The sequence below is a fragment of the Nocardioides sp. NPDC059952 genome (genome assembly GCF_042730435.1).
GTDB lineage: Bacteria > Actinomycetota > Actinomycetes > Propionibacteriales > Nocardioidaceae > Nocardioides.
This window is the reverse complement of sequence record NZ_JBHWLY010000063.1, coordinates 1-12,662: the sequence shown is the minus strand read 5'-3', so window position 1 is coordinate 12,662 and position 12,662 is coordinate 1. Positions and strand designations below refer to the sequence as shown.

At 64.5% G+C, this 12,662-nt stretch carries 11 protein-coding genes and 1 pseudogene; 11 read left to right on the top strand and 1 reads right to left on the bottom strand.

The genetic code is table 11. The annotated features are described in order from the left end of the window. Positions 1-97 precede the first annotated feature (97 nt). Entirely contained in the window at positions 98-829 is a 732-nt protein-coding gene (locus tag ACFV9G_RS22920) for a L,D-transpeptidase family protein (RefSeq protein ID WP_378730234.1), read from the bottom strand. A 281-nt stretch (positions 830-1,110) separates the two neighbouring features. Between ACFV9G_RS22920 and ACFV9G_RS22915 the strand changes: the two genes are divergently transcribed. The 11 genes and pseudogenes from ACFV9G_RS22915 to metG all read left to right on the top strand — a co-directional run bounded on the left by ACFV9G_RS22915 (position 1,111) and on the right by metG (position 12,624). Then, on the top strand, positions 1,111-1,683 hold the full coding sequence (locus ACFV9G_RS22915) for a barstar family protein (RefSeq protein ID WP_378730232.1): 573 nt from the start codon (positions 1,111-1,113) through the stop codon (positions 1,681-1,683). 399 nt (positions 1,684-2,082) lie between these two features. Beyond that, complete coding sequence (locus ACFV9G_RS22910; RefSeq protein WP_378730230.1) at positions 2,083-2,604, top strand: SMI1/KNR4 family protein; 522 nt, start codon at positions 2,083-2,085, stop codon at positions 2,602-2,604. 219 nt (positions 2,605-2,823) lie between these two features. Then, positions 2,824-3,066: pseudogene (locus ACFV9G_RS22905) on the top strand (hypothetical protein); the annotation flags it as partial. Positions 3,067-3,339: 273 nt separating this feature from the next. Beyond that, positions 3,340-6,243, top strand: coding sequence for an RHS repeat-associated core domain-containing protein (locus tag ACFV9G_RS22900; RefSeq protein ID WP_378730228.1), 2,904 nt, complete (start codon positions 3,340-3,342; stop codon positions 6,241-6,243). Between the two features lie 13 nt (positions 6,244-6,256). Next, a complete protein-coding gene (locus ACFV9G_RS22895) occupies positions 6,257-6,598 on the top strand; it encodes a hypothetical protein (RefSeq protein WP_378730226.1) in 342 nt (113 codons plus the stop codon). Between the two features lie 259 nt (positions 6,599-6,857). Beyond that, positions 6,858-7,484 carry a DsbA family protein gene (locus tag ACFV9G_RS22890; RefSeq protein WP_378730224.1) on the top strand — a complete coding sequence of 209 codons (627 nt, stop codon included), beginning with the start codon at positions 6,858-6,860 and terminating at the stop codon, positions 7,482-7,484. Positions 7,485-7,547: 63 nt separating this feature from the next. Further along, positions 7,548-8,282: a hypothetical protein gene (locus tag ACFV9G_RS22885; RefSeq protein ID WP_378730223.1), complete on the top strand. Its 735-nt coding sequence runs from the start codon at positions 7,548-7,550 to the stop codon at positions 8,280-8,282. A 50-nt stretch (positions 8,283-8,332) separates the two neighbouring features. After that, a complete protein-coding gene (locus ACFV9G_RS22880; protein WP_378730221.1) occupies positions 8,333-8,884 on the top strand; it encodes a TIGR03086 family metal-binding protein in 552 nt (183 codons plus the stop codon). Between the two features lie 12 nt (positions 8,885-8,896). Next, positions 8,897-9,454 (top strand): maleylpyruvate isomerase family mycothiol-dependent enzyme, encoded by a 558-nt coding sequence (locus tag ACFV9G_RS22875; protein ID WP_378730219.1) that lies wholly within the window; start codon positions 8,897-8,899, stop codon positions 9,452-9,454. 77 nt (positions 9,455-9,531) lie between these two features. Further along, positions 9,532-10,755 carry a peptidoglycan recognition protein gene (locus tag ACFV9G_RS22870; protein WP_378730217.1) on the top strand — a complete coding sequence of 408 codons (1,224 nt, stop codon included), beginning with the start codon at positions 9,532-9,534 and terminating at the stop codon, positions 10,753-10,755. 63 nt (positions 10,756-10,818) lie between these two features. Then, positions 10,819-12,624: a methionine--tRNA ligase gene (gene metG / locus ACFV9G_RS22865; RefSeq protein WP_378730215.1), complete on the top strand. Its 1,806-nt coding sequence runs from the start codon at positions 10,819-10,821 to the stop codon at positions 12,622-12,624. Positions 12,625-12,662: the final 38 nt, after the last annotated feature.

Sequence of the window (12,662 nt, the reverse complement as noted above, 5' to 3'; positions counted from 1 at the left end):
GGGGTGTTCTTCCACCACCTTCTGTTCACACCCGACCCCCACGGGGTGGGGGCGGGCGCCATTGAGCCCCCCGCCCCACACTGCTGTGCTGCGCGCGTCAGGCGCCGATGGCGATGACGGGCTTCTTGGTGGGGTCGAGAAGGCTGAAGTACTCCTTCATCATCCAGCGCGGGACGCTGACGCAGCCGCCGGTCGCGCCGGAGCCGTTGACGTGCAGGAAGATCCCGGCGCCGCGGTAGCGGACGGGGTTGTCGTAGTTGTACTTGACGACCACCGCGTACTCGTACTGCGTCGGGTAGGCCGCCAGCCGCTCGGAGCTGTTCACGTCGCTGGCGGGCAGCGAGTAGCGGAAGCCGCCCTGGGACTTGAGGCGGTAGCGGTTGTAGTAGGCCGAGTTGTTGTCCTGGACCCAGTAGGACTCGCTGGTGATCTTGGTGTGGGCCAACTTCTGGGTGCTCGCCTTGGCGTGGGTGCCGAAGGTGGACATCAGGCTGAAGGTGCCCATCGGGGTGGTGCTGGTGCCCTGCTTGCGCTGGTCGCGCGCCACGAGCCCGCCGGAGCCGATGCGCCCCTTGGTGGTCATGAACTTCTGGGTCCACTTCCCGTCCGCCTTCACCCAGAACCGGACGTTGGCGTACGTCCCGGACGAGCGGTTGACGGTGACGACCTGCGTGCCGCCGTAGGGGACGGCGACCGAGACGCCGTCGAGGACGACTGTCGTCGCGGCGTCCGCGTTCGAGGGCAGCAGCGAGAACATTGCGGCGGCGGTCGCAACGACGGCGACAACACCGCCGACCAAGCCTGTTCTTCGGTCGATCGAGAGTCTCACGAGACCTCTCTCCTTCGTGGGGGATGGATCCGATCCGAGCGATCGGACCGCGGAAGCCTAGTGGGGTATGTAAGCGTTTACCCGGGAGTAGCGGTAACGAGTTCGAAACAAAATCGCTCCGGCCGCCGCCGGGATCAGGCGGCCTGCTCGAGGTTGAGCACCTCATCCGTGGTGGCGAAGATCTGCCGGAACTTCTGGATCCGCTTCTCGCCGGCCGTGCGGAGAAGGCAAACCCGCTGATCCGGAGTCTGCGGGAAACTGGAGGACTTCCTGCGAACCGCGTGACCAAGGGCCAAGCTAGGGTGGCGGGTTGGGAAGAAGGAAAGGCTCTCGGGAATTTTGTTCCTGGCGGCCAGATCGGCGGTGACATATTCCGCAACGGGGACGATCTGCTGCCGGATGTCGATGGAAGAACATGGCATGAGGCGGACATTGTTCTGACAGACGCGATGAAGCGTTCAAAGCAGTCTGGAACCCGCCTTTATGCTCTAGGGGCGGGCTCGCGTACGTCGCGAATTACCATTATGCGTCCTTTTATCAGTTGCCAAATTGGAAGTAGTGAGATGGAAGTTGTGGTCGAAGGTGATCAGATTGTCGATGTAGATAAGCTGCATCGCGGCCTGGCTGAGGCGCTAGACTTCGGGCCGTACTATGGTCGAAATATGTCAGCGCTGTGGGATCGACTAACGACTGACGTTGAGCGCCCGGTCGATCTGGTTTGGCGTCACTCTGAGCAAAGTCGACGTGCAATCGGTGAAGAAGCCTATGGGCGAATAAGGTCCCTCCTTCTGGAGGTGGAAGAGATGGATCTTGCGCGGCCAGCAGATCGTCGATTCACTGTACGCTTCGAGTAAATGGTCTCTTCACAATTGACGCGTGCCGATGCGGAGGTCGACGGAGGCTTGACTCTCCTTCGGCATGCGAAAGCACGAGACGACGGTCCAAAATGAGCTTAAGACTGGGGCGGACGTACTTTATACGGTAACCCCATCCTATAAGGGTGACCGGACAGTGCCGTACGCGTTCACAATGTCGGCCACTGCCTAGAGAAGCGATGGGACTGTTCAGCCGCTCTTCTGGGGAGCCCAGGTGCCTAACACACTCTTCAACGGGGCGAATCTCGGCGAGCAGGTCGATTCTCTTGGTGGGCCTGTGCCGCTAATGTAGCCTGTGGGCTTCGGAGCGACGCGAGGTAATGAGTTTGGTCGGGTGTACTTCTCGCGTCAATGACTTATCGAGTTCGAGGTGGAGAGATGGAAGAACTGTTGTCCCAGGTCTTAATTAGGGACAAGCCTACGGAGTCTCAGGAAGATTGGGACGGGTTGTCGCGTGCGTGGAATGCTCCGATTCCTTCAGGATACATCCAGTTCATGTCTTGGTATGGGGCGGGTGAATTCGGAGACTATATGTCGATTCTTTCTCCGGTCCGCGACCTTGCTACAGATGCGGATTATGGCATGGCCTTTGAAACACAGAATGCTCAATCCGACTGGGAAGACGAGGATCGTGAAAAGTTCAGCTCCCCTCCATCGACCCATCCCCGTCTGATATGTTGGGCGGTTTCATCGGATGCCAATATGTATTGTTGGGATCTGGACGATCCGGGCGGGCCAATTTATGTCTACCATCGGCTTGGTGATGTCTGGAATACGTATCAACTGTCGATTTCCGAGTTCATCGCAGGGCTGATCTCTGAATCAATTCCGGGATATTTGGACTCTGGTCATGCGGAAGTTTTTGATTGGGAAATTCCCCTGCGCTACATTCAGGCCTAGTTGTTCGGGGTAGAGGTCGTTAGTGTCATAACCAAATCTGGCCATAGCATGGCTTGAGTATGGCGCGGGTCGGTTCATGTTGGGTAAAATCGGGTCCGTTGACCGTGCCGGGCCAGGCATTACCGGCCGCTGGAAGCGATCGATGCTGGCTGATGTTTCCAGGTTGCTGCAGCGTACGGCTGTCTTTGATCGCTATTCACGAGTTGCTTCTACGACGCCATCTACCAGCAGACGGCTGTCGAGAACGCCAACGCCGATCGGATCGAGTACGACTACGACACCGTCGGCAACGTCGTCGAGGTCCGCGACCCGTCCAAGACCAAGTCGACGGATACGACCGATTACACGTCGAAGACGACCTACGACCTCAACCAACAGCCGCTGACGGTCAAGGACGCTGAGGGGAACACCACCAGCACCGCGTACGACGCCGATGGGCTGACCCTCTCGACGACCAACGCCGCAGGTCACACCGCCTACACGTCCTATGACGAGCGCGGTGCCCAGATCGAGACCAAGACGCCCTGGACCGGGACCGGGGACAGCACGGTCTACCGCACCACGCGGTATGAGTACGACGAGGTCGGCAACACCACCCGGGTCACCACCCCGCGTGGTGCGCAGACCGCGAACGCGGACGACTTCGTCGCCCGCACGACCTATGACGAGCTCAACCGTCCGGTTCGCTCCTACCAGCCCTACGACCCCGCCGACGCGCGTTACAACGACCCGAACGTGTTCACCGAGACGACCTATGACGCCGCCGGGCGGGCCGTCAAGACCAGCCTGCCGCCTTCGGACGGCCAGACGGTCCGCAACGAGTCGACGGTCGACTACTACGCCAACGGTTGGATCAAGGCCTCGACCGATGCCTGGGGGATCAAGACCCGCTACGAGTACGACGACCTCGGCGCGCAGACCGCTCGCACGCTGACCTCGGCGGACGGTTCTGCATCGCGGACGATGACGTGGGCCTACTACCCCGACGGGAAGCTCAAGGCGAAGTCGGACGATGGTGTCCCGGTCGGTTCCCACTCGGTGGTGACTGACGACGACACGAACGGCCTGTTCGCCGCTACCGGCACCTGGACCAAGACCTCTGCGACCGGCGAGCAGGGCACCAGCCACCGCACCCATGCGGCAGCCACGGGATCGACGGACAAGTTCACCTGGACGCTCGATGTCCCCGCGGACGGCGCCTACACGCTCGCGGCCGCGTGGCCGCAGGTTTCGGGCGCAGCGACGGACGCCAAGTTCACCTTAAACCACGGCGACGCCGTCGGCACGGACGTGAACTTCACGGCCAACCAGACCACCGGCGCCGCGGCTTGGAACACGCTGGGCAGGGTCACGCTCACCAAGGGTGAGAAGGTCACCGTCGCCCTCGCGCCGACGGGCACCGGCGTGGTCGTCGCTGACTCGGTTCGTCTGGTTCGTGACAACGCGGCCGACACCGATGCTGAGGACAAGGCGTTCGCGTACGGCTATGACCTCAACGGCAACCTGACCGACATCAGCGACACCTCGCGTGGCACGGCGAAGGACGCTGATGCGTATGTGATGGCCTATGACGGGCTGAACCAGATCAAGTCGGTCCGTGAGGACCTCGCCGGGTCCCCGGCCGCGACCACTTCGTACACGTACAACAACCTGGGCAAGCCGCTCACGGTCGCGCACCCCGACCAGGCCTCGGACTACGTCTACAACGACCCGCGGAACCTCCTGACTAAGGTCACCGTCGACGACCTGAACGACACCAAGGCCGCCAAGGTCACCAACTACGCATACGACGTCCTGGGTCGTGAGAAGACGATCACCAAGGGCAACGGCAACGTCACAACCAACGCCTTCCAGGCCGACGGTGCCCTGAAGTCGATGCGCGAGGAGACCTCCGCGGGTGCTCTGGTCGCCTCCCACGCCTACACGTATGACGCGAATGGCAATCAGCTTGAGGACGTGGCCTCCAAGCGGAACGCCGACGACTCCTCGGCAACTCTGGATTCGACCACGACGTATGTCTATGACCCGGTCGACCGGCTGAAGGAGAAGACCAAGGCCGGCCACAACGCGTCGACCGAAACCTATGTGCACGACGCGAACGCGAACGTGATCCAACAGTCCGTAGGTGGCACGTCGACGTCGTTCAACTACGACCGTAACCGGCTGCTGTCCTCGACCGTGGATGGTCAGACGGCGTCCTACCGCTACGACCCCTTCGGTCGACAGACCAGTGTCGTGGGCGGCGGGAAGACGATCTCCCGGACCACCTATGACGGATTCGACCACATCAAGGTTGCCGAACAGACCAACGCCGCTGGTGTCCTCGAAGCGACGACATACACCTACGACCCGCTGGACCGAACCGCATCCAAGACCACATCCGGCGCGGACGGGAAAAAGACTGACTACACCTACCTCGGGCTGTCCCAGGAGGTCTTGGGTGAGGAGGTTGCCGGTGAGCTGACCAAGTCCTATCAGTACTCCCCGTGGGGCCAGCGCCTCTCCCAGGTCTCGCACCAGGCTGATGCTGAGGCCGGTGTCGAAGCGGAAGAGACGGGCTATTACGGTTACAACGCCCACACCGACGTCGAAACCATCACCGATGACGCAGGCAAGACCGTCGCGACCTACGGCTACACCGCCTACGGCGAGAACGACGAGGCCGAGTTCACCGGCATCGACAAGCCTGAAGCTGGTAACCCTGAGGGTCCGGCGGATGAGTCGTTCAACGCCTACCGGTTCAACGGCAAGCGCTGGGACGCCGGATCCGGTACCTACGACATGGGGTTCCGTGACTACAACCCTGGCTTGAACACCTTCACCACCCGCGACATGTACAACGGCGCCCTCGCCGACATGGGTCTCGGGATGGATCCATTCACCGGTAACCGCTACGCCTATACCGCGGGGAATCCAATCAGTGGGATCGAGATCGACGGCCATAACTACGACGTGGGCGGTATCGGGCCGTCGTACACGCCACAGTGCATCAAGAACTGCGAGGGCTACCAGGCCAAGCAGGACGCGGCCGAAGACCGGATGGCCGCTGAGGACGAAGCCAACGATGCCGCTGACGCCGAGGCCGCCAAGGAGGTCGCTCTCGCAGCCTGCAGCTGGGTCCCGCTACTCGGCGTTGGCTGCGACACCTACGACGCGACGCGGACCTACGAAGAGGACGGACTCCTCTCCTGGCAAATGGCCGCTGCAGGGGCAGGCTTCATCCCCGGCGGCGACATCTTCAAAACACCGAAGGCGCTGGAGCGCATCGGCGACGCTGCAAACGGCGGAGCGAAGGCGATTATCGATCCGAGTAAGTACGACTACTTGTTTGGTCGGGTGACCTCGAACCGTCACAACGCGGCGCGGTCTGCTCAGAATGCGCAGTTGCTTTCGAGGGTCGGAGTCAGGGACAACGCTGCGGGGAGGAAGCTGCTCGGACAGCACTTCGATGATGTCGCTGCGAACAGCGACAACGTCTTGGACACATACAATGATCAGTACGGTTCGTACCAGATCAAGGAGTCGCTGTTCTCGGGTCCGGGAGGGATGATCAAGTTTGAGTCCACATGGCAGGAGACCGATGCTGGTCTGCGGTTGACGACGGTGATCCCGCTTGGCGGCGTAAGTAGGTACCGGTGATGGGATGGTGCGAATGACCGAGGTTCCGCAGATTGCTGACTTGGGCGGACTTCCCGTCGAGGTCGTCTCGTTGGAGTCGCCGGGTGTCGTCGCGGTGACGGCGTGGGCGAACGACGGGGACACCGTGACACTGACCTGGGACGAGATAGCTGGGTCGGCTAGCGTCAGGTGGATCGCTGGAGAAGAGACGCGGCTGTCACTCGAGCGAGAACTTCTGTCGAAGATCTCCGTTCGAGAAGAGGCGGCTGGCCGGGTTGAATTCTGGATCTGGTCAGAATCGCCAGAGCTTGGCGGCCAGTTGATCGTCCGGGTTGGTGTCCGTGTCAGCGTGGAGGACGCGCTCTTGCGCGTGTGAGCCGTCGCGCGGCGGCTGCGGTAGAGGGAGGGACTCACGGGGTATGCACCGTTCCAGGAAGCTCGGCAGGTGACCATGTCGAAGGTCGGCATCCATGAGGGCGACACCGTTCACACCTACGAGGACATCGCCGAGGCGCTGGCGAACTGGGGTGGCGCCGTCGATTGATCAGGCTCGGGCGACCAGGGCTCGGGTGACGTACGAACTGTTCTGAGTTCGGTGTGGAACAGATCGTCGGGAGCCGCGGTTGAATGTGAGCATGACCCAGACCACCCCCGCTTCCGAGAAGACTTCCGCCGACTTCTGGTTCGACCCCGCCTGCCCGTTCGCCTGGATCACCTCGCGCTGGATCCTCGAGGTGGAGAAGGTGCGCGACGTGGAGGTGACGTGGCACATCATGAGCCTGGCGTACCTCAACCAGGACAAGGACATCCCGGAGGACTATCGGAAGATGCTCGCGACCGCGTGGGGCCCGGTGCGGGTCTGCATGGCGGTGCAGGACGAGTACGGCCAGGAGAAGCTCGCCGAGCTCTACACGGCGCTCGGCACCCGCCGCCACGTCGAGGGTCGTGACTTCGACCGGGTCCTGATCGAGGAGGCGCTGGCTTCGGTCGGGCTGCCCGTCGAGCTGGCCGACGCGATGGACGACTCCGGGTTCGACGAGGCCATCGCCAAGTCCCACCACGAGGGCATGGACCAGGTCGGCAACGACGTCGGCACCCCGACGATCGCGATGAACGGCTCGGCCTTCTTCGGTCCGGTCATCTCCAAGGCGCCCAAGGGCGAGGAGGCCGGGAAGCTCTGGGACGGGTTCCAGCTGATCACCGCCTACCCCTACGTCTACGAGCTCAAGCGCGCCCGGGTCCACGACCTCGACTTCAGCTGAGGCAGGAAACGAGGGCGCCCGATTTGAGGTCGCCGGTGGGTCCGGCCGGTGGGACCATCGCGTATGACCCTGACCGTATTGCGCCGTCCGCTGGCGCTGACCCTGTCGCTGGCCGCCATCGCGGCCGGCTCGGCCGCCTGTGGCGGCAGTGCATCCTCGGGTGAGGAGAAGTCGTACGCCGACGAGTCTCCGAAGAAGATCCTCGCCGATGCGAAGGCGTCGATGAGCTCGCTGAAGTCGGTCCACATCTCGGGGGCCGGCCTCGACAACGGCGATGAGATGAAGATCGACATGACCGTCTCCACGGCGGGCGACTGCACCGGCACCATCGGCACGCCCGACGGGGAGATGACCCTGCTCGTCGTCGGCGGCAAGGCGTGGTTCAAGGCCGACCGGGCGTTCTGGGAGGCCAATGCCGGTGGCGACGCCGACGCCATCCTCGAGATGGTGGGCAAGAAGTGGGTCGTCGGTGGCGACGACCTCGGCGACCTCACCGAACTGTGCGACTGGGACGAGCTCTCCGACGAGTTCCTCGAGCTCCTGGTCCCCAGCACCATCGAGGGCCTGACGATCAAGAAGTCTAAGGACCAGGTCGACGGGCAGCCCGTGATCAAGCTCGAGGACCGCAGCAGCGAGCAGGGCACGATCTACGTTCAGGCCGAGGAGCCCCACTACGTCGTCAAGGTGGCCAACACCGGCAAGGAAGCGGCCGACGTGACCTTCAGCGCCTTCGACGATCCTACGGAGATCGTCGCACCGAAGCCCCGCCAGCAGATCGACTTCGAGAACATGCAGTAGTCGAGCATTTGGCAGTGACGGGTCTGCACGCGAAGACGTACGTTGGCTGCATGGCGACAACTGACGAGGCGGGAATCCTCTCCAGAGCGTTGGACCAGACCGGCGACCTGCTCGACAGGGTGCACGCCGAGACCGTCTCGCGGCCGACGCCGTGCCGGCAGTGGGATGTCGGCGCCCTGGCCGACCACGTGATCGCCGACGGCACCAACTTCGTCACGATGCTTCGTGGCGGTGAACCCGACTGGGGTGCGCCCGCGCCGCACGTGCGGGAGAGCTGGGGGCCGGCGTTCAAGGTCGGTGCCGACGACGTGCTGCACGCGTGGGACCAGGGCCCGGGCACCGACGGCTGGGAGGGCGGCGCGGTGGTGCCGGTCGGCCTGCTCGTCGCCGAGTACGCCACCCACTCCTGGGACCTTGCGCAGGCGCTCGACGTCCCGACCTCCGAGCTCGACCCGGAGGTGGCCGAGGTCGGGCTGGCCTTCATGAAGGCGACGCTGAAGCCGGAGATGCGCACGGGTGCGTTCGACGCCGAGGTGACGGCCCCCGAGGGTGCCGGGGCGTATGAGCGGCTGGCTGCTTTCGCGGGACGCACGCTCGCCTGACACCATGGTCGTGTGGTTGACCAGATGGGAGTGTTCGCGCTCCAGCGCGCACTGACGCAGGCAGCAGAGCTTCTCGACACCGTCACGGCGGAGGATCTGACCCGGCCGACGCCGTGTCCCGAGTGGGACCTGCGCAAGCTGGCCAACCACATGATCGCCCAGCCCCGGGTCTTCGTGACGATGCTCCAGGGCTCGCCGCCGGGATGGGACGGGCGCGAGGACTACGCGGTCAACCTCGGTGAGGAGCTGCGTACGCGCGGCAACGCACTGATCAACCTGTGGCGCGAGGTCGGACCCGACGACATGGTGATGATCGACCCCGACTGGCAGTCGACCGAGATCGCGGTCCACACCTGGGACCTGTGCGCTTCCCTGGGGCGTTCGATGGACGGTCTCGACGAGGCGGTCGCCCAGCGGGCGGTCGTCGCGATGGACCGCATCCTCGGGCCGGAGCGCAAGGGGCGGGCGTTCGCCAACGCGCTCTCGGCGCCGGACGGTTCGGGTGCCTACGACCACTTGGCTGCGTACGCCGGCCGGCCGGTGCCGTTCGTTCCGGCCGGGTCGCATTAGTCACAGAGGTCCCAGACGACACACCGAACACATGCGTTTGCGGCATGTCGGGGCGTTGATTCTCCAAAATCAAGGGTATGGCCAGCTTCCCCCGCGTCGTCACCGTGACCCTGACCGCTGTCGTTCTCGGCGCGTCGATGCTCGTGCCTGCCCTCGGTTCGGCGATCGATCCGGCGGCCGCCCAGGGTGACCAGGACGGTCAGCTGATCAAGCTGCCTCGTCTCGAGGACGGCATCGCCACCCGTGACGTGAAGCTCCCCCCGCGGCTGACCGAGCGGTCCGCCGCAGCGGCCTCGACGGAGAAGCTGAACACGACGACCTTCTCGATGGTCGGGGTCTCCTGGAGCGGGTCGGAGACTCCCCAGGTCGAGGTCCGGGTGAGCAAGTCGGACCAGTGGCGCGAGTGGCAGGAGCTGCCGCTGCAGGAGGACCTGCCTGACGGCGCCGAGGAGGCCGTCGCCGCCCGCGGCAAGGTCGAGCGCCGAGGCACCCAGCCGGTGTGGACCGGCCGGGCCAGCGGCGTACAGGTGCGGGTCGAGGGAGCGCAGCCCAAGGACCTGAAGCTGACCTTGATCAACACCGGGCCGCAGGAGGACGTCAAGGCTCCGAAGCGGGACGCCGACGACATCGGTTACGGCAGCGCCGGCGACGGGAACGGCGTCAACGGCAGGGTCGCGCGGTCGAAGCCGCGGTGGGCGCCGAAGCCGGTGATCTTCACCCGGAAGCAGTGGGGTGCCAACAACTCCTGGCGCAACGGCCGCCCGGAGTACAACAGCTCGCTCAAGCAGGTCCACATCCACCACACCGCGACGAGCAACAACTACTCCAAGGGCGACGTGCCGGGGATCATCCGCGGCATCTACAGCTATCACACCAGGTCACTGGGGTGGTTCGACATCGCCTACAACTTCCTCATCGACAAGTACGGCCGCGCCTGGGAGGGTCGCTCCGGTGGCATCGACCGGCTCGTCAAGGGTGCGCACACGCGTGGCTTCAACCACCAGTCGATGGGCATCGCCCTGATCGGCAACTTCGAGAAGGTACGTCCCTCCGACGACGCTCTCATCAAGACCGAGCGGATGGCGGCGTGGAAGCTCGACATGGCCGGCCGCGACGCGCGCGGCACGCTCGAGACGATCTCGCAGGGCAGCGACCGGTTCCCGGCCGGCCGCAGGGTCCGGGTCTGGGTCATCGACGGCCACTTCCACACCAACGAGACCTCCTGCCCCGGCGCCCAGCTCGCCAAGTGGCTGCCGTGGATCCGGAAGTACGCCTACCAGCGCGACCAGATGTTCAACTGAGGCGTCGGCCGCTGCTGGCCCGTCGAATCAAACCTGTGGCTCCCGCTCACTAGGATGCTGCCCATGAGCAACGTTCTGTCCGCAGTCGCCTGGCCGTACGCAAACGGCCCGCGCCACATCGGCCATGTCGCCGGTTTCGGCGTGCCCTCCGACGTCTTCAGTCGGTACATGCGGATGGCGGGCCACGACGTGCTCATGGTCTCCGGCTCCGACGAGCACGGCACCCCGATCCTGATCGCCGCCGACGAGGCCGGCGTGACTCCCCAGGAGCTCGTCGACAAGAACCACCGGATCATCGTCGAGGACCTGACCTCGCTCGGCCTGACGTACGACCTCTACACCCGCACCACCTCGGCCAACCACCACGCGGTGGTGCAGGAGCTCTTCCTCGGGGTCTACAACAACGGCTACTTCGTCGAGCAGACCTCCAAGGGCGCGATCTCGCCGTCGACCGGGCGGACGCTGCCGGACCGCTACATCGAGGGCACCTGCCCGATCTGCGGCGCCGACGGGGCCCGCGGCGACCAGTGCGACAACTGCGGCAACCAGCTCGACCCGGACCAGCTGATCAACCCCGTCTCCAAGATCAACGGCGAGACCCCGGAGTTCGTCGAGACCCAGCACTTCTTCCTCGACCTGCCCGCCCTGGCCGACGCGCTGCACGCCTTCCTCGACGACCGCGAGCAGACCGGCCTGTGGCGTCCCAATGTCATCCGGTTCAGCCAGAACATCCTCAAGGAGATCCGCCCGCGCGCGATGACGCGCGACATCGACTGGGGCATCAAGGTGCCCCTCGACGGCTGGCGCGAGAACCCGACCAAGCGAATGTACGTCTGGTTCGACGCGGTCATCGGCTACCTGTCCGCCTCGATCGAGTGGGCCCGGCGCTCCGGCTCGCCCGAGGCCTGGCGCGACTGGTGGAACGACCCGGACGCGCTGTCCTACTACTTCATGGGCAAGGACAACATCGTCTTCCACTCCCAGATCTGGCCGGCCGAGCTGATCGCCTACAACGGTGGCGGCTCGAAGGGCGGCGAGCCCGGGGAGTACGGCACGCTCAACCTGCCGACCGAGGTCGTCTCCAGCGAGTACCTGACGATGGAGGGCAAGAAGTTCTCCTCGTCGAAGAAGATCGTGATCTACGTACGCGACCTGCTCTCGCGCTACCAGCCCGACGCGTTCCGCTACTTCGTGGCCGCCGCCGGCCCCGAGTCGAACGACTCCGACTTCACGTGGGCCGAGTTCGTGCGGCGTACGAACGACGAGCTGGTCGCCGGCTGGGGCAACCTGGTCAACCGCACCGCCACCCTGATCGCGAAGAACTTCGGCGAGCTGCCCGCCGCCGGGACGCTGACCGAGGCGGACCAGGCGATCCTGGACACCGTCGGCGCCGCGTTCGGCACGGTGGGTGACCTGATCGGCCGTCACCGGCAGAAGCAGGCGATCGGTGAGGCGATGCGCGCGGTCGGCGAGGTCAACAAGTACGTCACCGACCTCGAGCCGTGGAAGCTCGCCAAGGCCCCTGAGGACCGCGAGCGTCTCGGCACCGTGCTGCACGTGATGGCCCAGTGCGTCGCCGACCTCAACCTGATCCTCTCCCCGTTCCTGCCGTTCTCCGCCAACGAGATCGACAAGGCCCTCGGGGGCAAGGGCGAGGTGGCCCCGATGCCCCGCATCGAGGAGGCCGAGGACCTCGACACCGGCAAGCCCTACCCGATCATCACCGGCGACTACGCCGGCGCGCCTTCGTGGGAGCGTCACCCGATCGTCGTCGGCACCCCGGTCGCCAAGCCCACCCCGGTCTTCCAGAAGCTGGACACCGCGATCATCGACGAGGAGCTCGACCGGCTGGGCATCAAGCCGGAGTAGCGACTAGGTCGAAGTTCGCAGTCACCCGGTGACTGCGA